Origin of the sequence: Cytobacillus eiseniae (assembly GCF_017874625.1) — a bacterium.
Lineage (GTDB): Bacteria > Bacillota > Bacilli > Bacillales > Cytobacillaceae > Cytobacillus > Cytobacillus eiseniae.
In genome coordinates, this window is sequence record NZ_JAGIKZ010000007.1 from 157,443 (window position 1) to 178,230 (window position 20,788).

Below are 20,788 nucleotides of genomic sequence, written 5' to 3' on the forward strand. Positions count from 1 at the left end.
TTACTAAAATAATTCTATGTTAAAGTAAAGTCATGAAGTTGATCACATACAAACATTAACCCCTTTGTTTGGGCCGTGATAAATTTCTCCCATCCCCTTTGTTCGATAGTATATAGAAAAAGACCATGAACCGTATGCATGGTCTTTTTCATCTATTTGGAAATTATACATTCGTATGAGGATAGGTGCTGTTCTTATAGAAGGAGCGCCTATCTATTATCAAACACCATGACTGCTCCCCACATGCACGATAGTTTCCCGCAAACCGTATTTTCTTTATCGAAAGGGCAGACATTTAGTTCATATAGCTATGATTAAGGCGCTTCCATTATTGTTCTTTTATTATTAAATAAATGTAAGTTATAAAGGCAGGCTTAGTTCTTATTATACTTCCAAAAAATCCCGTATTTCACAGGGATTTGTTCAACAATTTGTTTTAGCTGAAGCTTTTTCATTTCTCTTTCTACTTCATTAACTGTCAAGTTATAGACAACAGCGATTTCCTGTGAGGCAACAAATTTAAAATATTGTAAAAAGACCTCAAGAGATGGGAGAGCTGATCGCTCGGGTTTTTTCATTAACATTTCCTCAATAATTTGTTCATATACCTCATAAGGATAGTTGCCAGTAATCTTTATCCCCTCATCTTCAATATTTTCATTAAAAAAGACGAGAGTTGGAATTTCCTGAACTTCCATTTCTGTCGTGATTTTTAAATCACATTGTAAAGCGCGAGTTGTACTTTCAGAATGAATGTCGGAAATAAACTCTTCCACGTCAAGTTCAGCACTTTTTGCGCATTTTTTTAATACTTCTATGTTTGAAACATTTTGCTTTTCTAAAAACAAAAGCTCCTGTAACTTTCGTAGAAATCGAATGCCTGATTTTCTTCCTTGAAGCTCTGCTGCTTTAATCGCAATAGATGCTAGATGAGGGGAGGAGATTGGATTTTCTAGCCATAGATCCCCGTCACAGGACATTCCGGACCGACTACCTGTTTTCTCCCAAAGTTCAGCAATGCTTTCGTAATTTTGTTTTCTTGCAATATTTAATGTTTCAATCGTGCCGCTTATTACTTGTTTGATGGAGAAGTAACGACCATATTCAATCGTAAGTTTTTTTATAATTGGTTCAATTGCCCAACATTCTGGGCAAAGAGGGTCAATGAACATGTACAATTCAAGTGGCTTTTTCTCACTGCCATGACAATGAGGAAATGTCGACTTTAATTCGAATGATTCCTGATTGCTCACAAGTTCTCACCTTTCATCTCTACATTTTCAGATGTGTTAATCATATGCTGAGCAGTTAAAAAAAGTCTCGCATAAAAATCTTCACGAATGTCTCCGTCAAGTCCGATTTCATCCATTGCTTCTTTCATGCATGACAGCCATGCCTTGGCTCTAGTTTCTGTTATTTCAAAAGGCAAATGTCTGGCCCGCAGCATTGGATGTCCATGTTCAGATGTATATAATGGGGGTCCTCCTAAATATTGTGTTAGAAATTGTTTTTGCTTTCTTGCAGTTTCCGATAGATCATTTGGGAAAATGGGAACGAGATCTGGATGTTGCCCAACACGGGTGTAAAAAGCTTCAACAAGTTGGTGAAGTCGTTCTTCACCTACCGCATCGAACGGTGTATGCACTTTCTCGGCCATATTAATGCTCCTTCTTCATGAAATGCGAAAAAATAATAGCGAAATATCTGTTGAATTACTTATATTTTATCAATGAGTGTTTTATATCTCAAATAAATAGCTTACAGGCAAAGAAAAAACCGTTAATTGCGCACAATTCAACGGTTTTTAAATGTTTTTTAAGCAAAATAAGTATTTTTTATTTTTTGCACATAATTTTGTGTCTCTTTAAATGGAGGAATACCATTATATTTATCAACATTTCCCGGACCTGCATTGTAAGCCGCTAAAGCTAATTCAATGTTTTCGTTGTATTTACTAAGCATTTGGCGTAAATATTTTGCTCCGCCAAAAATATTATCTTGTGGATCAAAGACATTTTTGACACCAAGTCCTTTGGCGGTCTCGGGCATAAGCTGCATAAGTCCAGATGCCCCAGCATGACTGACAGCATTTGGATTAAAGTTAGATTCTTGTTTGATTACTGATTGAAGAAGCTTTTCTGGTATATTGTATCGTTCTGCTGCAGTTTTGATGATTTCATCAAAGCTTTGATTTGATTTTGAAAGCTTTGTTAAATTGATAGGCGGCAGGGATGTGACAGGTGTGTTCAAATAAGCCTCTAATGAAGCAACGGTCCCAGACTGATTAGATAAATTATCTGAAACGGAGAGACCTTGCTCTGAAATGAACTCAGTAAGCATTTCCTGAAAGAAAGATTGACTTTCAGTATTTGTTTCAGTGCTGTTGAAATTCTTTAATGCCTGTAATTCAAGCATGACCTTCAATTGTTCGACTTTCATGTAGGAGATCTCCTTTATTCACTATAATCTTGTTTATATTTTTCAAAATAAAATCGTTTAATTTTATTTTCTGTTTGTCGAATAGGAATAGATAATTTTTCAAGCAGTGCGAGAAAAATAGCCTCGCCCTTTTCTCTATTGCTTACTTCATATTCTATCTCAAAATCTTCAATAGTTAAATAGTAACTATTGTCCAATACGAGCAAGCCCTCTTGAAAGGCAATTTCAGCTCTTTTTGTTGTCAGTGAGCCAAAGTATCGTATTCTTTTAGGGTCGATGCTCATATTGGTTAAGATTGACAATATTTTCTCATTATTAATATGTCCATTAGCGAATATTTGGTTTGCGGTTTCTGCATCGAGATTCTCATTCGTTTCTAATAACCCATCTGGATGAGGCTGTTTTAATGTGAGCTCATATTGGTCAGCTTTTTTTCTTATTCTTAACGCAGACCCTTGTTCTTTTAATGCAAAATCAGGTGTATCGAAATAATGATTTTCCTGTGTGAAAAAATCAATCTCTTTTATAGCGAAAAATTGCTTAACTTTTTCAAATTCTTGTTTTGTAATCATATTTTTAAATTCAATTTCAATATTCTGTGACATGAATATTCATCCTTTCTGTCATCCATGGATATATTATCGCAACTTTACACTTTGCGGCAATTTTTTTTTAGATTATTTGATGTCATATGATAGAATAATAAAAGAGTTTGGAGGTAGATAAAATTGAAAAAGACTATAAAAATAACACAGGCTAAAATAAATAATGAAAATGAATTAATGTTACAGTCGGAGGATTCTTTCAAAATATCAGATCTGAATCCGATGGAGCAAATGCTTGTGGATTCAGTAAATTTATCATTCATTTATGTGGTTGATAACAAAGAGGATTATACATACATAGCAATGCCGATATCTATATGGAATGAATTAAAAAAAGCGAATGAAACGAACGCTCCTGTTTATATTAGCAATCAAACAGAGCGGCTGCTTCTTCCTGGCTTGCACGAGGAATTAAGTTACTTAATTGAGAATATAAAAGGGAATAGCAATTATGGAGAAGAAATGGTTACAAAAGTGGAAAGTATATTTTTATAAAATCAATCACATCCACAAGCCTGACATATCTGAATAGGCAACTTAGTAATGTAAAATTGGATGAGGTGGTGTTATTTTACAAATGAAGCATTGGGATCAATTTTTGGCACCATATAAGCAAGCAGTAGAAGAATTAAAAGTGAAGCTAAAAGGAATGAGAAAGCAATTCGAACAGGCATCTTCTCACTCCCCGATTGAATTTGTTACGGGAAGGGTTAAGCCGATCGCTAGTATATTAGATAAAGCGAACCAAAAGGGTATCCCATTAGACAAATTAGAAACTGAAATGCAGGATATTGCTGGTTTAAGGATGATGTGTCAATTTGTTGATGACATTAAAAGGGTTGTCAGACTACTAAGAAATCGGAATGACTTTGAAATTGTTGAAGAAAGGGATTATATTTCTCACAAAAAAGTAAGTGGGTATCGATCTTATCATATGGTTATATGTTACCCTGTCCAGACAATAGATGGAGAAAAGAAAATCTTAGTTGAAATTCAAATTCGTACACTAGCAATGAACTTTTGGGCTACAATCGAACATTCATTAAACTATAAATATAAAGGGCAGTTTCCGGAAGATATTCAAATGAGGCTGCAACGTGCAGCGGAGGCGGCATTCAGGCTGGATGAAGAAATGTCCCTGATACGGGGAGAAATTCAGGAAGCCCAAGCTTTTTTCACAAAGAAAAAAGAGCAGCAGGACAAATAGCGATTGTTATAAATATGATAGAGGAGCATGAAAACGATGAAATTTGCGATTACCTCAAAAGGGGATACAAAATCAAATACACTCATGCATAAAATGAAAACATATTTATTAGATTTCGATCTAATTTATGATGAAGAGCAGCCAGATATTGTTATTTCTGTTGGTGGAGATGGGACATTGCTGTATGCATTTCATCGCTATACAGGTCGTTTGGATAAAACAGCTTTCGTAGGTGTTCATACAGGACATCTAGGATTTTATGCGGATTGGGTACCAGAGGAAATAGAAAAGCTTGTTATTGCAATCGCAAAAACTCCTTATCAGGTAATTGAGTATCCATTAGTAGAGGTAATTATTCGTTATCAGCATGGGGGCAGGGAAACAAGATATTTAGGCCTAAATGAATCGACAGTGAAAGCGGTTGATGCAACCCTAGTAATGGATGTTGATATCCGTGGTCAGCATTTTGAGCGGTTCAGAGGGGATGGATTATGTGTGTCAACTCCATCAGGCAGCACGGCTTATAATAAAGCACTAGGTGGAGCCATCCTACATCCATCGATCCCGGCGATCCAGCTAGCTGAAATGGCATCAATAAACAATAAAGTTTTCCGAACAGTTGGCTCGCCTCTCGTCTTGCCAGCCCATCATACTTGTACATTGAAACCAGTGAATAAGCTTGACTTCCAGGTTGCTGTTGACCATATTACGATGCTTCACAAAGATGTGAAGTCGATTCAATTCCGAGTGGCAGATGAGAAAATACGCTTTGCACGCTTCCGTCCATTCCCATTCTGGAAACGAGTCCACGACTCATTTGTTGCAGATTAAATTAAAAGCGGAAGCGGCTTGTTCAGGGGCGACATGCATAAGACAAGGCGGCTAGAAGGTTGTACTTTAACCTTCTGGACGTATTGGCTTATGACACGAGCCCCTAGCCGCTGCAGCTGGATAGATAAAAGCGGAAGCGGCTTGTTCAGACCCGACAAGCATAAGACAGGCTGGAATGAAGGTTGTTCTTTAACCTTTAGTCCAGCCTGGCTTATGACCTCGAGGGTCTAGCCGCTGCAGCTGGACAGATAAAAGCGGAAGCGGCTTGTTCAGGGAGATCTAGCTGCTGGAAATACAAAAGAGAAGCAGGGTGCAACTTGCTAACAGTTTTTAGGAGTATGATTTATGACAAGTTTTCAATTACAATGGGACATACTTGAGTCGGATGCAAATAAAATAATTAAAGATTTTATGAAGGAAAAAGCCATTTCAAGAGCAGCTTTAGCAGATATAAAGTATAAAGGTGGCTCCATTCTCGTGAATGGGGTCGAGCAAACGGTTCGTTACTCATTAAAGAAGGGGGATCTATTAAAGGTTAGCTTCCCGGTAGAACATCCGAGTGTGGGGATAAAAGGAGAAGCGATTCCATTAGACCTCGTATATGAGGACGAATACGTGCTCATTGTGAATAAGCAGGCAGGGATGAGTACGATTCCTTCAAGAGAGCATCCATCAGGAAGCTTAGCCAATGCCTTAATTGGCTATTATGAACAGAAAGCAATTAGGGCCACAGCCCATATTGTAACAAGATTGGATCGAGATACATCAGGACTTGTGCTTATCGCCAAGCATCGACATGTCCATCATTTATTAAGTGAAGAGCAGAAGGCTGGTAGAGTAAAACGGATTTATCAAGCATTTGTTGAAGGGGCTTTGGAAAATCATTCTGGCATTATCGAGAAACCGATTGCTAGAAACCCTAATAGTATTATTGAAAGAATGGTGGATCCAAACGGACAATATGCTTGTACTCATTATGAAGTTCTCTGCTACAAACGATCTTTTACTCATGTAAAGTTAAAGCTTGGAACAGGGCGTACCCATCAAATTCGCGTTCATATGTCTTATATAGGGCATCCGTTAGTGGGAGATCAACTATATGACGGCAATGATACTCTTTTGAAAAGACAGGCACTACATTGCTATGAATTGAAGTTTTTTCATCCATTTTTAGAAGAAAATATGACATTCAAATCAGAATTACCTAAGGATATGGGAAGTTTGATGTAAGGAAATTGCAATTGTTAAACGGAAAAAAGCCGGTTTATCCGGCTTTTTGCATTTTAATAGCAGAATGTTTCATTGAAATGAATGGTGGCAAGTTAGTTAGATTTCTCTGAACTTATCTTCTAGGTAAGGCTGCTTAGAATCGACAGAGACTATCTCCATTTCTGGGTATCTTAGAGCAGTCAATTTATTGCCAAAGACGGCTCCAGTATCGATATTATATGTATTATTCACAATTCGTACTTCTTTTACTGGGGTATGCCCGTATACGATGATTGCTTTTCCATTATATTGCTTTGCCCAATCGAGACGAACAGGTGACCCATCTGGGTGTTTTTCCCCCGTAATATCTCCATATAGTACAAAGGTTTTCACTTTATTTGAATCCTTGCCAATTAAATCTTCTCGAATTCCAGCATGTGCAATCACTAATTTGCTGTCATCAAGAACCAAGTGTAAAGGGGAGTGATCATAAAGCTGAATAAAGTTTTTCCGTATCTCCTGCTTCTCTTTATTCGTTAAGGGTTCATATTCGGCAACTGTTGTTTCTAGCCCGTGTGTATGTTGAACTTTATTGCCTTTAAAGAAACGATATAATTTATTGCAGTGATTACCTGGTACGTAAAATGCGAGCTTTTTCTTAACAAGTGTTGAAACAACTTTGGCAACTTTTAAAGAGTGGGGACCACGATCGGTTAAGTCACCAACAAATGCTAATTTTCGTTCCTTTTGATGTGTTGGGATGTTCTCATGGTTCCAAATGTATCCGAGTTTTTTTGTGAGTTCCTTAAATTCGTCATAGCAGCCATGAATATCGCCGATTATATCAATTTTCATTTTGATCTCCTTATCATTTTTGATATCTAAGGCAAGGGACAATCGAATCCATTATATAAAGCAGTACGTATAAAAAAATGATAAAAAATTAAGTCATACTTTTATCCAGTATCTAATTATGATTTAAATAGTATTGATAGGGGAAAGTAAGTAAATATAACGATTATAGGTATTATTATGCGACAAAAAAGCAAAGATTTGCTAGTATTATTTGGGTAATAATGAAAGAGGAAGGAGGATCAAGATGATGGAGATAAAGACAGAAGAGAAAATTGATCAACGAATTGATAAGGAGTTACTATTCAATTCTTTACAAAATGAAGAGATGGAAACGTTTCGTGATGAATTTTTACAGTTACACCCTTATGATCAAGCTTCATTTTTTAAGGAATTGGCTGAGGAGCATCGTAATAAAGTGTATCAGTACCTCTCACCTGAGGAGATGGCGACTCTTTTTGAGAATCTTGAAATTGATGATGAAGAATATAAAGATGTTCTTGCTGAGATGAATCCTACTTATGCGGCAGATATGATTTCGAAAATGTATGTTGATGATGCGGTAGACGTTCTTAATGAGCTTGAAAAAAACCAGGTTGTTAGTTATTTAACGATTATGGATGAAGAGGCGGCACAGGAAATTAAGGAACTTCTTCATTATGAGGAATATACAGCCGGTAGTATTATGACAACAGATTTTGTTTCGATTTCAGCGAATCAAACAGTCCGGTCAGCAATGTATATATTAAAAAACGAAGCACCTGTTGCAGAAACGATTTACTATATTTATGTATTAGATGAGCAAAAGAGATTGGCTGGGGTTATCTCATTAAGGGATTTAATTGTTAATGATGATGATACAATGATCGCTGATATTACGAATGATCGGATCGTTTCTGTATCTGTCGGAGAAGATCAAGAGGAAGTTGCTCGGAAAATTAAAGACTATAATTTTCTTGCTTTACCTGTTGTTGACTTTCAAAATCATTTATTAGGGATTATTACAGTGGATGATGTCATGGATGTTATGGAAGAAGAGGCATCGGATGATTATTCCAAGCTTGCTGCTGTAACAGATATGGATACAATTGATCGTAGTCCATGGTCTGCTGCAAGAAAGCGACTGCCATGGTTAATTATCCTCTTGTTCCTTGGAATGATGACGGCAAGTTTAATTGGACGCTTTGAAGAGACATTAAATAAAGTGGCAATCTTAGCTGTATTTATCCCCTTAATTGCTGGAATGGCTGGTAATACAGGAACACAGGCTCTTGCAGTTGCTGTACGTGGAATTGCGACGGGAGACTTGGAGAAAGAGAATAAATGGAAACTTATTATAAGGGAAGCTGGAACAGGACTTATAACAGGTACGATTTGTGGAATTCTTGTTTCGCTCGTCATTTTCTTTTGGCAAGGAAATCTCTTCCTCGGTATTCTTGTTGGGGGATCGATTTTATGCACATTAATTGTAGCGACATTAGCGGGAGCGCTTATTCCACTTGTTATGCATAAATTTAAAATTGATCCAGCTGTAGCGTCTGGGCCATTTATTACAACAATTAATGACCTGATTAGTATTTTAATCTATTTTGGATTGGCCACATTATTTATGAGTTATTTAATTTAAATGTAAAGGGGAGATTCGATGGAAGAACACGGAGCCTCGGTTGCATCTCTAGTTATCGTTATTATTGTCGCCTTTTTAACGCCTATTTTGCTGCATCGCTTTAAACTGAACTTTTTACCTGTGGTTGTAGCAGAAATATTAATGGGGTTAATCATCGGAAAGAGCGGCTTTAATATTGTACACCCAGATATGTGGCTTGAAACTTTATCAACACTTGGATTTATCTTTCTAATGTTTCTTAGTGGCTTAGAAATTGACTTTACCGCATTTTCGGGGAATAAAAAGCGTAACAAGCTTCCGAACGGAAAACTGGAACCAAATACATTTATTGTTTCAACAATTGTTTTTGCAGGTATTTTCATTGTGTCATTAGGGTTATCCTATTTATTTGTGTTAATGGGCTTTATTGATAATGTATTTTTAATGACCTTAATCATTTCAACGATTTCATTAGGTGTTGTTGTTCCGACATTGAAGGAAGGCCATTTAATGAAAACAACAATTGGGCAAATTATCTTGCTAATTGCTGTCATTGCCGATTTAGCAACAATGATTTTACTTGCGGTTTTTGTTTCATTATATGATGGAGGAAAAGGGAATACTTGGCTATTACTCGTACTATTTGCGGTTGGTGTTCTTCTTTATTTCATCGGAAGAAAGTTCAAAAATCGTAAAATTGTTGAAACGCTGGCAACAGGAACTGTTCAAATCGGAACAAGAGCTGTGTTTGCTTTAATAATTTTTCTTGTTGCACTCTCTGAAACGGTTGGAGCAGAAAATATTTTAGGTGCCTTCCTTGCAGGGGTATTAGTTTCGCTATTAGCACCAAATCAAGAGCTTGTTCATAAACTTGATTCATTTGGTTATGGATTTTTAATTCCGATTTTCTTTGTAATGGTTGGCGTTGATTTGAACGTATGGTCATTATTTAGTGATAAGAAATTATTAATGCTTATCCCGCTTTTACTAATTGCCTTACTTATTTCGAAATTGCTTCCTGTTTATCTTTTAAAAAGGTGGTATGACAAGAATACAGTTATTGCTTCAGGATTTTTATTAACATCCACATTATCGCTCGTCATTGCTGCTGCGACAATTGGAGAAAGAATTGGTGTTATCACATCAGAAATGAGTGGAACATTAATACTCGTAGCTGTTATTACAAGTATTTTCACACCAATTGTCTTTAAAAAGCTTTTTCCTAAGCAAGAAAATACAGAAAGAAAATTAAAGGTCGCATTTATTGGCGCGAATCAATTAACATTGCCAGTCTATCGGGAGTTAAAATCTGAGCTTTATGAGCCGGTACTATATCATAAGGAACAAGAGAAGGCAGATAAAACGATTTCGGATTCCTTATTTGAAATTGTGGAGCTAGCAGATTACTCGATCCAATCACTTGAACAAACAGATGCACTTGATTCAGATATTATTGTTATATCTACTGGGGATGAAATGATAAATGCAGAGCTCGCTGTCTCTTATAAGGAAAACGGAGTTGAGCGAGTGATTTGCCGGATTGAAAGTCCAGATCTTCAAGAACGGCTTAAGGAGAAAGAGATTGAAGTATTCTCTGTTCTATTGTCACAGAAAACATTGCTAAGAGCTTTAATCGAATCTCCTGGCGTAATGAACATCTTAACGAATCAAGAAACAGCATTATACGAAATAAAACTGTTAAACAGCCAATTTAATGGCATGACATTACGTAAATTCCCTTTTACTGGAGATGTTATTTTTGTAAGAATTCTCCGTGGGCATGATTCAATTGTCCCGCATGGAGATACAGAGCTTCAACAAAATGACAGTTTAATTGTTACAGGTACAAAGGAATATGTGGATGAGTTAAGGCGAGAACTGGAGTTTTGTGAAACATATTAGTTATGGAAAAAAGCAAGTCAGCTTTTCAACTGGCTTGCTTTTCTTATGTCACTAAAACTGTCGCCTACGCTTTTCTACCACCCATTTTCATGAAGAAGGCTTTTCTTTTTTTTTATTGTATAGTAGAATTAGCACTAGGTACTAATAACATGTGATAATACAGGAGGAAATAAGAATGACTCTTTCTTTAACTGGAAAAACATTTGTCGTTATGGGTGTTGCTAATAAACGTAGTATTGCTTGGGGAATTGCGAGATCCCTTCATAAAGCAGGTGCAAGTCTAATTTTTACTTATGCTGGGGAGCGAATGGAGAAAGGCGTACGGGAGCTTGCTGAATCTCTTGAGAATGCGAATTCTCTCGTCCTTCCATGTGATGTAACAAATGATGAAGAAATTGCGAAGTGTTTCGCAGAAATAAAAGCAAAGGTAGGCACCATACATGGGGTTGCACATTGCATTGCTTTTGCTAATAAAGAAGAGCTCCAAGGAGACTATATGAATACGACTCGTGATGGATTCCTTCTTGCTCATAATATTAGCGCCTATTCATTAACTGCTGTTGCGAAGGAAGCAAAGGGGTTAATGACAGAAGGTGGAAGCATTGTGACGTTAACTTATCTTGGCGGAGAGCGTGTCATCAAGAATTATAATGTCATGGGTGTTGCTAAAGCTTCACTTGATGCAAGTGTAAAATATTTAGCAAATGACCTTGGTAAGAATGGGATAAGAGTCAATTCAATTTCTGCGGGACCGATACGGACATTGTCTGCAAAAGGGGTAAGTGACTTTAATGCAAGTTTAAAAGAAATTGAAGAACGTTCACCACTTCGCAGAACGACAACACCTGAAGAAGTAGGCGATACTGCCGCATTTTTATTTAGTGATCTATCAAGAGGAATTACCGGAGAAAACATTCACGTTGATTCTGGATACCATATTGTTTAAAAACGATCAGTCTAACCTGCGCATATTTTTATGTAGCAGGTTTTTTTCTGTCCTTAAGCAACGTCATCCTCTATTTTGCATACATATAGGGTGAACACATATGTATGTGGAGGTGAGCCAAATTGGCAAATAAAAAGCAAAAAGAACCGTTGTTTTACATTCAACAGCCTACATTGCAGTTTCCTAAAACAAATATGCAGGAGTCATACTCAAGTAGAAAGGCTGAAATGCAAAGAAAAGCACAAATGGTTCAATCGATAGAGACGAAAGCAAGTGATAGAGAGGAGAAAAAGCAAGATAAATTAGGGTCTTTATCAAAATCAGATGCTCGAAATGAATCAAAAAAGCAGGAGTCAGCTTCCAATCAACGAGATCACATTCAGAAGACAATTGAGGAGTTTGAAACTGGATTGGGTGAGAAGGAGAAGGGTTCCTCCTATTCATTCCAAACAGAACGTAAGTCCTCTTTTCGAAAATTGAAGAGCTTTAAAGAAATGAGTGTAGCAGAGCGTCTCCAATATTTAGTGGAGTTTCCAAAGCAGCTTCCACCAGTTCCTTGTATATTTGAAACTAAGAATAAATCGCATAAGGGATTCCTGTTGAAACAAGAAAATGAAAGGATTGAACTAAAATCTTTGTCTGGGGATATTGAACAGATTTCTATTCAAGAGATTAAGGATATTAAAATGATCGGCTTAAGAAAGTGAAGGATAAAAAAAGAGCCAGTCGTTCTTGAACGACTGGCTGATTTTTGCTTGTTAATCTTCGCAGATGCCAAGATAAACATCATCGATACATTGTACTGCACAGAAGCAGCTCAGGTCGACAGTAATACAGCTGTCTGTTTGTCTGAAATAATCAACTTTACAAACCTTTTCAAGGTCAATGCAGCAGTTCTTTGCTAGGTCAACTGTTCGATCATTATCTGGCCCTGGAATTCTGTTCACTGGTTCAAGAACTCGAAGTACTGCGCAGCAATTATCAAAGATATCCTCTACTCTAAAGAAGATGGAAACACATGCACACTCATTTCCAGTGAAGAACGCATGGAATGGTGACCCATCCGCTGTTTTTAATACAAATACACGAGTATCTGGATGTCTATGCTTCTTCTTTCCAGGTGAGATATGTCCTAGTGGTTCTAAGAAACAATTGGAAGGGCATTCACATACATCTTCAGCATTATCTTGAATATCTTTTATTGCACGAACTACTTCACATACACAGCTATTGCCTTTGAAGTCGTCTTTTTTTCCACAACCCATTTTATTTCCTCCTTGTTTGATTCTTGTGATACTACACTACTAACATATTGCCGAAGTACCCAATAGGTAACGGACAAACGCCTTGTTTTACATAAAAATAGGCGATTTTTTTATCGAGTGGATGGATGATGATCTCTAACGATAAGAAGTGAAGTACTTATAGCTCCCAAAAAGCCAAACATCATAAATGGCTATTTTCATAAATACTTGTCCATAAACCATTAAGTAGTAAAAGGTAATTCCTCTCTAATCAACTGGTTATTTCATTCATATAACTAATTCATTCACAATACTCTTTTAGAAAAGCATGAAAAAAAGAGGTGAAAGGGATGTATTTTTCATTCATGGAACTGCTCATACTTGCTTTCGCCAGTTTTCGGTTTACTCGGCTGCTTGTCTATGATCAGATTACGGAATTTATGAGGAAGCCATTTTTTGATGAAGTACAAGAAACAACTGAAGAAGGTGTGAGTGAGGAATATTATGTTCCAAAGACAGGATTACGTGGTTTCTTTGGGCAATTATTGAGTTGTTACTGGTGTACAGGAATTTGGAGCTCCCTTTTTTTATGTCTTTTTTATTTGTATTTTCCCGAAATAGCTATCCCTTTTCTACTTGTTCTAGCAGTAGCTGGGCTTGCAGCAATTATTGAGACAGTTGTGCAAAAATGGCTGGATGAATAGGCAAAGAGTTACACAAGCAAAGAATGGATTCATACAATATACAAAGACATATTATTTTGAAGTGCCATTTTTGTTTATTATCATACTAACTATTGGGGGGAGGCTAATTATGTTAAATAAACAAGCTCAACCAGTGAAGATTAAACCTCAGAAAACGCCGAAAAAGAAAAAAGGTTGTGGGTGTGGGAAAAAGAAGATGGACTAAATGAAAAGAGCCGGTATATGCCGGCTCTTTTATTTTTTTTATGAAAAAATGGTTTTGGCAAATCGTAGCCTTTAACCCAACTAAATTTAAATTAGCAATAAAGTTTATGAAATTAACCTTTTTAAAAATAGTAGTTGGAAATAAAAGCCTATAGGATCACATTCATAATTTCACATTTTTAGGTGGACAATAACAATAAAAGATCAGTATAGGAAGGGACATAAATGAAAATAAAATACTTTTGCATGGCTTTGTTACTGATGACTGCTTTAATGGGCTGCAATCAGAATGAATCAAATGAAAGTGAACTCGCTTTAATTAAAAAGACAAATCCTAGCCCATTGCTCATTAAAAATAATTCAAGAAATGAATTTGATTTAGTTAAAAGTATTGAAAAGGATATTGAATCGATAAAGGAATTATATGATGTAGCAGTTGTAAAAGGAAAAGATGACACACTTGTTGCTTATAAAGTTAAACATCTGCAGCGATTTCATATGAAGAAAATTGAAAAGAAAATGAAAAAGATGCTGGAAGAAAAGTACCCGGACGAGAAATTTACTGTTTCAAGTGATTATAAAATTTTCTTAGAGGCAGTAAAGCTGAATGAAAAAATGAAGGATCCTAATTATTCAGAGGAAAAGGCAAGTAAAAGATTAAAGGAAATCATTAAATTAAAGAATGAAATGGCTTAGAAAGGAAGAATGGGAATGGGGAATAAAAAGAAAAATTTAACACCAGCCCAACAAAAATACCAAGGACTGCAACAAAAACATGAATTCAAACGCCCAATCTTAAAAAATTGCCTTCGGGCGTTTTGGGTTGGCGGATTGATTTGCATGTTCGGACAAGCGGTTACTTATTTTTATATATACTTTTTTAATTTTACTGAACAAACAGCTGGTAATCCAACTGTTGCAACAATGGTTTTTTTCTCGATGCTGCTTACAGGGTTCGGTGTTTATGATCACCTTGGGCAATTTGCGGGTGCTGGGAGTGCTGTTCCAGTAACAGGGTTTGGAAATGCTGTCATATCTGCAGCAATTGAGCATCGCACGGAAGGATTTGTCCTTGGTGTGGGTGGAAATATGTTCAAATTGGCAGGATCAGTTATCTTGTTTGGTGTTTTTTCGGCATTTGTTGTGGCATTAATTAAAACAATTTTAATTACGTGGGGGGTTATCTAATGCTGAAGGGGAAACAATCCTGGGTATTTCCTAATCGCCCTGTCATTACAGCAACTGGGGTATCTGGCGGCCCTTTTGAAGCAAATGGGAAGCTTGCGGCAGATTTTGATATTCTTCATGATGACTTATGGATGGGGCAGGATTCATATGAGAAAGCGCATCGAGTATTAATGGAAGAGGCGACTCAAGCTGTTCTACATAAAACCAATTTATTAGAAGAAGATATCCACTTCTTTATCGCTGGTGATCTAGTCAATCAAATCACACCGACTAGTATGAGTGCGCGAACAAACCAAATTCCATACTTTGGGATTTTTGGCGCATGTTCAACCTCAATGGAAGGATTAGCATTGGCTTCCTTTATGATCAATTATCAAGGGGCTAATCATATTTTAACAGGCGCAGCAAGTCATAATGCGGCCATTGAGAAGCAATTCAGATACCCAACAGAATATGGAGGACAAAAGCCGCCAACCGCCCAGTGGACAATTACAGGTGCCGGTGTAGCCATCCTCTCTAAAAATGAAGGCCATTCCAATCTACCAGTTACTACTTCAGCAACCATTGGAAAAGTTGTGGATATGGGATTAACAGATCCATTTAATATGGGAGGTGCAATGGCGCCAGCTGCAGCGGATACAATCATCGCTCATTTTAAGGATTTACAGATAGACCCCTCTTATTATGACCTAATCGTTACAGGTGATTTAGGGGAAATTGGCCAGAGTTCAGCATACGAATTGCTTACAAATGCTGGTTTAAAAATTGATCAAGAAAAGTTCCAAGATTGTGGACTCTTAATTTATAAAGAGGATCAGCCAGTGAATGCAGGCGGAAGTGGTGCTGGCTGTTCAGCAACTGTACTATACGGGCATTTACTTAATCAAATGAAGCTCGGTAAGTATAAAAAAATTCTTGTTGTCGCAACAGGCGCTCTATTATCGCCTTTAACATTCCAACAAAATGAAACAATACCTTGTATCGCACATGCAGTATCAATTGAAATGAATAATTAACAATGGAGGGATAAAGATGTTAGCCATGTTTTTTTGGGCATTTGTCGTTGGTGGTCTTTTTTGTGTAATAGGGCAGCTGTTATTTGATGTGGCAAAATTAACACCTGGACATACATTAAGCCTTCTTGTTGTGATTGGAGCAGTGTTAGATGGTTTTGGATTGTATGAACCGCTCATTGATTTTGCTGGAGCTGGTGCAACGATCCCGATTACAAGCTTTGGAAATTCACTTGTACATGGGGCGATGAGTGAAGCGGAAAAGCATGGACTTGTCGGTGTTTTATCTGGAATGTTTGAAGTGACGAGCTCAGGAATTTCAGCAGCCATTGTATTTGGCTTTATTGGTGCCTTAATTTTTAAACCAAAGGGGTAACTGATTATTTGATTGGATCTATTCATTGTCCTTTCACCATTTCTACAGTCCTTTCATATGATAGAAAGCAGGCTAGGAAAGGGCGTGAATGTTTAAATGGATAATCAATTCTTTAAAAACATTGAGAAGAAAACAGGCGTCAACATGAATGATGTATTTGAATTAGCTAGTTCGTTGCAAAATGCAAATTTTAAAGATGAAAAGACGGTTAGAAATGTCATTAGACGTGTATCACAAATTGCGAATAAACCAGTTCCTAAAGAAACAGAGGATAAAATTGTTAAATCAATTGTGGCTGAAGGCAAGCAACTAGACTTCGGCACAATTGCTCAAATGATTAATAAAAAGTGAATAGCGATTGAGTGAAAGAATAATGCCATTATCGTAGACCATAAGTAATCAGACCAAATCGTGAACGGAGTTGGTCTGATTGCTTTTATTTTTGTAATGGTGATAAAAATCTTGATGGGTAAGCTTTTTTTCCTCGCCTTTTTTCAGGGATGGAAATGTATAGCTGCTCCATTGCACGTGTTATGGCAACATATATAAGCCTTCTCTCTTCCTCTAGTGGGGAGAAATCACCATTTCGATAGGCTTCAAGGGCATGATCATGAGGAAGACTCCCATCAACCGAGCTAACGATGTAGACAATCTTATATTCTAGCCCTTTTGCACGGTGAATGGTACTTAAAGTGATTGCATTCGTATTTTTTTTATTTAGTTGCTTAATTTCTTTATTCATTGCCTTCATATGCTCAGTGTGCTCAATGAATTCATGAATCGATTTGAAATTTCTTGCAGCGACTTTCAAATCCTTTAGGTCATCAGACCCTTTCTCCATTTTATTTCCTTCATTGCCCCGCTTTTTAATAAAATCTTGTAGACTAAGTTCTTTTTCGATCGTCTCAATGGCCATCAATGGAGATAGGTGAGTGATCGAACGGATGACAGGTGCCACTTTTTTTAATTTCTTTTCTTGAAAAGGGAAGCCGGTTTTTATTTCCTTCAAACACTCAAGTAATGTGCAGTCCTTTAAAATGCTCTCTGCCATTATGTCCTTTAGTAAACCTGGTTTAATAAACAATGCGGGAAAAATATTTTTCATTGCCTCTTTATCGTCTTCATTGACGGATAATTGTAAAAATGACAGCATACATCTGATTATAAACCGGTCATAAAAAGATTCAGCATCCTGGTCAATTTTGAATGGGAGGCTTGAATGGGCGAGACGTTCGAAAATGGCTCGGCTCCCCGTATTTGTCCGGTAGAGGATGGCAAAATCCTTCGGTTCAAAGCCAGCAGTTATTTTTTCTTGAATATCAGTAACAATAGAAGTAGCTTCCTCTTCTTCATCATAAGGATAGAAGAAAATTGGTGGCTTTTCATTAGAAAATTGAGCATTCATTTTCTTTGGGCGTCTTTTTTTGTTATGGATAATAATGTCATTTGCAGTTGAAACAATTTCATGTGTTGACCGATAATTTTCGTTCAATGTGATCATTTTTGCATTTGGAAAATCTTTTTCAAAATCTAGCAGGTATTGTGGGTCACTCCCGCGAAATGCATAAATAGATTGATCGTCATCCCCAACAGCACACACATTTTTTGACTGCGCAGAAAGCATTTTGATTAGCTCATATTGCACTTTGTTCACATCTTGAAACTCATCAATTAAGAAGTATTGAAAACGATTTTGATAGAATTCTAGAATCGTCGCATTCCTTTTTAAAAGATGATAACAGCCTGTGAGCATATCATCAAAATCGAATAAACCATCATGTTCTTTAGCTTGTTCATATAGTTTATACAGATGGACTGCCTTCTCTTCCCAAGCGGATTCAGGCCTTACTTCTATTGGTGAAATAAGAGAATTCTTCCAGAATCCAATTTGCTGCAGTGCGAGGTCATAGGCAAATTCCTTTTCATCTAAATTTAATGTCCTTCCTGCTTGCTTAATAATTTGCTCACGCTGCCAGCCTCTACTTAATAATTTATCCTGTGTCCATCGATTAGGTTCATGAAAAACAAGCATCCTGTAAAAAAGACTATGAAAGGTTCCAGAAACAATTTGTTGTATTTGCTGACGGTTCATCAGCGGATAGTTTACTAGTCTTTCTTTCATTTCCTGTGCAGCTTTAGCTGTAAATGTAACGAGCATAATTGATTTCGGGTCAATGGCTTTTTCCTGGATCATATATGCTGTCCGTGTTGTTAATACTCTTGTTTTTCCACTTCCGGCACCTGCCAAGACGAGTAAGGGGCCATCTGTATGTGTTACGGCCTTTGTCTGGTTATGATCAAGAATGATATTGCCTTGAGCTAGCTTTGATAAATACTCAGAAGAAAAAGGGAGTATATTTTGTTTGATCGGTGTGAAAGGGGGAATATTTTTAACTGAATGAGCTTTCTTATAAGGATTCTCTCGTTCCTTCACTGCATTTATTGCACGTGAGTGAGGAATTCTGAATCCTCCTCGTTCAACATATTCAAAAGGTTCTTGAGGGGGAGTAGGCGTCTCCTCATTGCTATCCTTACACGAATGATCAGTATTCAGAATATGATAAAAATGAGGCTCTCCATCAATTCCTAAATAGAATCGAACCTTTTCCTTGCATACAGGGCATTGCAATTGGCCCTTTTTTCCAGCTTCATAAATGGTCTGAAATCTCTCACGGCTTACTTGCTGAATATAAATAATTGTATTTTGTAATATAGCTGTTTTCATTTTTATTCCTCATTTATTGCAGATTAACGGGCTTCTATGCACCACTGATTAAAGTATCATCTTATCATATCAAATATTAGGAGAATCTAAAAGCTTATGATTGGAGGTCGTATTAATGGGCTATATCGCACCGGTTACGAATTATCAATATACACAGTATGCGGAGAGAGTAATAAGTAAAAGATATGACCCTTATCGCTTCGTGCCAATTGACCGAATCAAACATCTAGCGAATAGGCAAGACTTTAATCATCCATTCTTGTTTAAAGATCCCAATCCTCATCAGGAATCGAAAGTTTCAAAAAAGATGTATAAGGAGCAGCCAACTGACAAGATATATAGTGAAATAACAGGGAAGGGCAGATATTTCAGTGAGTATGCATAGATTAGATAAGTGTACGAAATCTAGCCTTATCTTTTAAAATAAATGAAAAGGGAAGCTCATATACTCGCTACCCAATATAAAAAACTTCTGCCACGATGGGCAGAAGTTTGCTTAGATTAGTTTTTTCATTGTGCGGTGTGGAATTCCTGCGTCTAAAAACTCTTCTGAAATTATTTCGTAGCCTAGTTTACTATAAAATGGAATCGCATGTGTTTGGGCATTTAGCTTCAATGCTGAGAAGCCTTCATTTTTTGCGTATGCTTCAATTTTCTCCATGATGGCTTTTCCAGAACCGCTTTTTCGTTCATCAGATAACACACAGATTCTTTCAACTTTCCCAATTCCATCTACTGTACGGAAACGCCCTGCACCAATAGGTGTATTGTCATTATAAAGAAGAAAATGAACAGCTTTTTCTTCGTATTGATCAATTTCCTCTTCTATTGGAACGTTCTGCTCATAGACAAATACTTTTTTCCTTATTGAGAAAGCTTCTTCTAACTCTTTCTTACTTGAGACGATTTTTACTTCCACGGCTTATTTTTCCTTTCCAAGACGAAATGTTTCGTAAACAGTCCATGAACCATTTTCTAATTGATATAAAAGGTGGAATCGATCAATAGTTTCCTCATAGTTGAATTGATTCATTCGTAAAGATCCATATACATCCGAGTGCTCATCGTTCGATAATTGTTGTCCGATTGTTATATGTGGTACAAATGCATATTCTGTACCCTCTGATTCAATTCTCTTATTAATTTCAAATTGCAGTTCATTCAGCATGTTCGATTCTTCAATTTTAAAATAAATGACATTATTTACTGGTTTAAAGGAGCTAAATTTTCTTGTTGCTATTTGAAAAGGTTCGAAGTGAGATGAAATCTCATTCAAGACATCTGTAAATTGTTTAATTTGCTCTTCGGTTGCTTCAAAACCTGCTTTGAGTGTAATATGTGGGGGAATTAAAGAATAATTTGGGTCATACCGTTTTCGGAATGAATTGGCTTGATCTTGTAAATTCTTTGAGGGGAAAATGACAATACCTAATTTCATAAAATAACCTCCAACATTCAGATTTAATAGAACTACATAAAATTTTCACATGAATTATGTTCGTTTATATACACCATTATAACAAATCTTCCAAAAATAATGTAACTGCATCCTAAAATTAATAAAATAAAAGAAACAGCACGAAGTTACTATTACTTCGTGCGTTTTTTTATTATATAGGAAAATATAAATGTTGTGGATACCTTTGCGACAAGTTCTGCGTCCAGCTCCAGCGCCTACCCCCTCGAGGTCACAAGCCAATCCTCTAAAGATCGGTAAAGGACACCTTTCCGTGAGGC

Annotated in this window: 24 protein-coding genes; 15 read left to right on the forward strand and 9 right to left on the reverse strand. The window is 36.7% G+C overall.

Translation table 11 applies throughout. The features are described 5' to 3' along the window. Positions 1-374: 374 nt before the first annotated feature. The 4 genes from J2Z40_RS08580 to J2Z40_RS08595 all read right to left on the reverse strand — a co-directional run bounded on the left by J2Z40_RS08580 (position 375) and on the right by J2Z40_RS08595 (position 3,044). Positions 375-1,253, reverse strand: a complete 879-nt coding sequence (locus tag J2Z40_RS08580; RefSeq protein ID WP_066392845.1) for a DsbA family protein — start codon at positions 1,251-1,253, stop codon at positions 375-377. Further along, entirely contained in the window at positions 1,250-1,657 is a 408-nt protein-coding gene (locus J2Z40_RS08585) for a globin domain-containing protein (RefSeq protein ID WP_066392847.1), read from the reverse strand. Before J2Z40_RS08585 ends, J2Z40_RS08580 begins: the two co-directional genes overlap by 4 nt. 158 nt (positions 1,658-1,815) lie before the next feature. Beyond that, positions 1,816-2,439: a lytic transglycosylase domain-containing protein gene (locus J2Z40_RS08590; protein WP_066392850.1), complete on the reverse strand. Its 624-nt coding sequence runs from the start codon at positions 2,437-2,439 to the stop codon at positions 1,816-1,818. A gap of 14 nt (positions 2,440-2,453) precedes the next feature. After that, positions 2,454-3,044, reverse strand: coding sequence for a CYTH domain-containing protein (locus J2Z40_RS08595; RefSeq protein ID WP_066392853.1), 591 nt, complete (start codon positions 3,042-3,044; stop codon positions 2,454-2,456). 123 nt (positions 3,045-3,167) lie between these two features. On the opposite strand from J2Z40_RS08595, the gene J2Z40_RS08600 reads away from it, so the two are divergent. The 4 genes from J2Z40_RS08600 to J2Z40_RS08615 all read left to right on the forward strand — a co-directional run bounded on the left by J2Z40_RS08600 (position 3,168) and on the right by J2Z40_RS08615 (position 6,312). Next, positions 3,168-3,539: a UPF0738 family protein gene (locus J2Z40_RS08600; protein ID WP_066392856.1), complete on the forward strand. Its 372-nt coding sequence runs from the start codon at positions 3,168-3,170 to the stop codon at positions 3,537-3,539. 82 nt (positions 3,540-3,621) lie between these two features. Then, positions 3,622-4,251 carry a GTP diphosphokinase gene (yjbM, locus tag J2Z40_RS08605; RefSeq protein ID WP_066392858.1) on the forward strand — a complete coding sequence of 210 codons (630 nt, stop codon included), beginning with the start codon at positions 3,622-3,624 and terminating at the stop codon, positions 4,249-4,251. Between the two features lie 36 nt (positions 4,252-4,287). Next, positions 4,288-5,082: an NAD kinase gene (locus tag J2Z40_RS08610; protein ID WP_066392859.1), complete on the forward strand. Its 795-nt coding sequence runs from the start codon at positions 4,288-4,290 to the stop codon at positions 5,080-5,082. 345 nt (positions 5,083-5,427) lie between these two features. Beyond that, positions 5,428-6,312: an RluA family pseudouridine synthase gene (locus J2Z40_RS08615; protein WP_066392861.1), complete on the forward strand. Its 885-nt coding sequence runs from the start codon at positions 5,428-5,430 to the stop codon at positions 6,310-6,312. A 96-nt stretch (positions 6,313-6,408) separates the two neighbouring features. On the opposite strand, the gene prpE is transcribed toward J2Z40_RS08615, so the two are convergent. Continuing rightward, a complete protein-coding gene (gene prpE / locus J2Z40_RS08620) occupies positions 6,409-7,146 on the reverse strand; it encodes a bis(5'-nucleosyl)-tetraphosphatase PrpE (protein WP_066392862.1) in 738 nt (245 codons plus the stop codon). Positions 7,147-7,390: 244 nt separating this feature from the next. On the opposite strand from prpE, the gene mgtE reads away from it, so the two are divergent. From mgtE to J2Z40_RS08640, 4 genes are all read left to right on the forward strand, one after another. After that, positions 7,391-8,770: a magnesium transporter gene (mgtE, locus tag J2Z40_RS08625; protein WP_425351380.1), complete on the forward strand. Its 1,380-nt coding sequence runs from the start codon at positions 7,391-7,393 to the stop codon at positions 8,768-8,770. An 18-nt stretch (positions 8,771-8,788) separates the two neighbouring features. Next, complete coding sequence (locus J2Z40_RS08630) at positions 8,789-10,651, forward strand: monovalent cation:proton antiporter family protein (protein ID WP_066392865.1); 1,863 nt, start codon at positions 8,789-8,791, stop codon at positions 10,649-10,651. A gap of 175 nt (positions 10,652-10,826) precedes the next feature. Then, positions 10,827-11,597, forward strand: coding sequence for an enoyl-ACP reductase FabI (gene fabI, locus J2Z40_RS08635; protein WP_066392867.1), 771 nt, complete (start codon positions 10,827-10,829; stop codon positions 11,595-11,597). Positions 11,598-11,719: 122 nt separating this feature from the next. Beyond that, a complete protein-coding gene (locus J2Z40_RS08640) occupies positions 11,720-12,304 on the forward strand; it encodes a CotO family spore coat protein (protein WP_066392869.1) in 585 nt (194 codons plus the stop codon). A 51-nt stretch (positions 12,305-12,355) separates the two neighbouring features. Here the strand turns inward: J2Z40_RS08640 and J2Z40_RS08645 are convergent, their stop codons facing one another. Further along, entirely contained in the window at positions 12,356-12,862 is a 507-nt protein-coding gene (locus tag J2Z40_RS08645) for a CotY/CotZ family spore coat protein (protein ID WP_066392872.1), read from the reverse strand. A 329-nt stretch (positions 12,863-13,191) separates the two neighbouring features. Between J2Z40_RS08645 and J2Z40_RS08650 the strand changes: the two genes are divergently transcribed. From J2Z40_RS08650 to spoVIF, 6 genes are all read left to right on the forward strand, one after another. After that, positions 13,192-13,545 carry a DUF1360 domain-containing protein gene (locus J2Z40_RS08650; RefSeq protein WP_066392874.1) on the forward strand — a complete coding sequence of 118 codons (354 nt, stop codon included), beginning with the start codon at positions 13,192-13,194 and terminating at the stop codon, positions 13,543-13,545. Between the two features lie 429 nt (positions 13,546-13,974). After that, positions 13,975-14,445 carry a sporulation protein gene (locus J2Z40_RS08655; protein ID WP_066392877.1) on the forward strand — a complete coding sequence of 157 codons (471 nt, stop codon included), beginning with the start codon at positions 13,975-13,977 and terminating at the stop codon, positions 14,443-14,445. Positions 14,446-14,460: 15 nt separating this feature from the next. Continuing rightward, positions 14,461-14,937: a stage V sporulation protein AC gene (spoVAC, locus tag J2Z40_RS08660; RefSeq protein WP_066392880.1), complete on the forward strand. Its 477-nt coding sequence runs from the start codon at positions 14,461-14,463 to the stop codon at positions 14,935-14,937. Beyond that, positions 14,937-15,953 carry a stage V sporulation protein AD gene (gene spoVAD, locus J2Z40_RS08665; RefSeq protein WP_066392882.1) on the forward strand — a complete coding sequence of 339 codons (1,017 nt, stop codon included), beginning with the start codon at positions 14,937-14,939 and terminating at the stop codon, positions 15,951-15,953. Before spoVAC ends, spoVAD begins: the two co-directional genes overlap by 1 nt. A gap of 16 nt (positions 15,954-15,969) precedes the next feature. Then, on the forward strand, positions 15,970-16,326 hold the full coding sequence (gene spoVAE / locus J2Z40_RS08670) for a stage V sporulation protein AE (RefSeq protein WP_066392884.1): 357 nt from the start codon (positions 15,970-15,972) through the stop codon (positions 16,324-16,326). Positions 16,327-16,422: 96 nt separating this feature from the next. Continuing rightward, positions 16,423-16,677, forward strand: a complete 255-nt coding sequence (gene spoVIF, locus J2Z40_RS08675; protein WP_066392886.1) for a sporulation-specific transcription regulator SpoVIF — start codon at positions 16,423-16,425, stop codon at positions 16,675-16,677. Positions 16,678-16,762: 85 nt separating this feature from the next. Here spoVIF and J2Z40_RS08680 read toward each other — a convergent pair whose 3' ends face one another. After that, positions 16,763-19,051, reverse strand: coding sequence for a UvrD-helicase domain-containing protein (locus tag J2Z40_RS08680; protein ID WP_066392888.1), 2,289 nt, complete (start codon positions 19,049-19,051; stop codon positions 16,763-16,765). Positions 19,052-19,166: 115 nt separating this feature from the next. On the opposite strand from J2Z40_RS08680, the gene J2Z40_RS08685 reads away from it, so the two are divergent. Continuing rightward, positions 19,167-19,436: a hypothetical protein gene (locus J2Z40_RS08685; protein ID WP_066392891.1), complete on the forward strand. Its 270-nt coding sequence runs from the start codon at positions 19,167-19,169 to the stop codon at positions 19,434-19,436. A gap of 111 nt (positions 19,437-19,547) precedes the next feature. Here J2Z40_RS08685 and J2Z40_RS08690 read toward each other — a convergent pair whose 3' ends face one another. Together J2Z40_RS08690 and J2Z40_RS08695 are read right to left on the reverse strand one after the other, a co-directional pair. Next, entirely contained in the window at positions 19,548-19,970 is a 423-nt protein-coding gene (locus tag J2Z40_RS08690) for a GNAT family N-acetyltransferase (RefSeq protein WP_066392893.1), read from the reverse strand. A gap of 3 nt (positions 19,971-19,973) precedes the next feature. Next, complete coding sequence (locus J2Z40_RS08695; RefSeq protein WP_066392895.1) at positions 19,974-20,489, reverse strand: YjcG family protein; 516 nt, start codon at positions 20,487-20,489, stop codon at positions 19,974-19,976. Between the last annotated feature and the right edge of the window lie 299 nt (positions 20,490-20,788).

Bases quoted from the DNA above. Each gene is read 5' to 3' on its own strand.
- J2Z40_RS08585 (WP_066392847.1), bottom strand. From the start codon at position 1,657: ATGGCCGAGAAAGTGCATACACCGTTCGATGCGGTAGGTGAAGAACGA.
- J2Z40_RS08590 (WP_066392850.1), bottom strand. From the start codon at position 2,439: ATGAAAGTCGAACAATTGAAGGTCATGCTTGAATTACAGGCATTAAAG.
- J2Z40_RS08595 (WP_066392853.1), bottom strand. From the start codon at position 3,044: ATGTCACAGAATATTGAAATTGAATTTAAAAATATGATTACAAAACAA.
- yjbM (WP_066392858.1), top strand. From the start codon at position 3,622: ATGAAGCATTGGGATCAATTTTTGGCACCATATAAGCAAGCAGTAGAA.
- J2Z40_RS08610 (WP_066392859.1), top strand. From the start codon at position 4,288: ATGAAATTTGCGATTACCTCAAAAGGGGATACAAAATCAAATACACTC.
- J2Z40_RS08615 (WP_066392861.1), top strand. From the start codon at position 5,428: ATGACAAGTTTTCAATTACAATGGGACATACTTGAGTCGGATGCAAAT.
- prpE (WP_066392862.1), bottom strand. From the start codon at position 7,146: ATGAAAATTGATATAATCGGCGATATTCATGGCTGCTATGACGAATTT.
- mgtE (WP_425351380.1), top strand. From the start codon at position 7,391: ATGATGGAGATAAAGACAGAAGAGAAAATTGATCAACGAATTGATAAG.
- J2Z40_RS08630 (WP_066392865.1), top strand. From the start codon at position 8,789: ATGGAAGAACACGGAGCCTCGGTTGCATCTCTAGTTATCGTTATTATT.
- fabI (WP_066392867.1), top strand. From the start codon at position 10,827: ATGACTCTTTCTTTAACTGGAAAAACATTTGTCGTTATGGGTGTTGCT.
- J2Z40_RS08645 (WP_066392872.1), bottom strand. From the start codon at position 12,862: ATGGGTTGTGGAAAAAAAGACGACTTCAAAGGCAATAGCTGTGTATGT.
- J2Z40_RS08650 (WP_066392874.1), top strand. From the start codon at position 13,192: ATGTATTTTTCATTCATGGAACTGCTCATACTTGCTTTCGCCAGTTTT.
- J2Z40_RS08655 (WP_066392877.1), top strand. From the start codon at position 13,975: ATGAAAATAAAATACTTTTGCATGGCTTTGTTACTGATGACTGCTTTA.
- spoVAC (WP_066392880.1), top strand. From the start codon at position 14,461: ATGGGGAATAAAAAGAAAAATTTAACACCAGCCCAACAAAAATACCAA.
- spoVAD (WP_066392882.1), top strand. From the start codon at position 14,937: ATGCTGAAGGGGAAACAATCCTGGGTATTTCCTAATCGCCCTGTCATT.
- spoVAE (WP_066392884.1), top strand. From the start codon at position 15,970: ATGTTAGCCATGTTTTTTTGGGCATTTGTCGTTGGTGGTCTTTTTTGT.
- spoVIF (WP_066392886.1), top strand. From the start codon at position 16,423: ATGGATAATCAATTCTTTAAAAACATTGAGAAGAAAACAGGCGTCAAC.
- J2Z40_RS08680 (WP_066392888.1), bottom strand. From the start codon at position 19,051: ATGAAAACAGCTATATTACAAAATACAATTATTTATATTCAGCAAGTA.
- J2Z40_RS08685 (WP_066392891.1), top strand. From the start codon at position 19,167: ATGGGCTATATCGCACCGGTTACGAATTATCAATATACACAGTATGCG.
- J2Z40_RS08695 (WP_066392895.1), bottom strand. From the start codon at position 20,489: ATGAAATTAGGTATTGTCATTTTCCCCTCAAAGAATTTACAAGATCAA.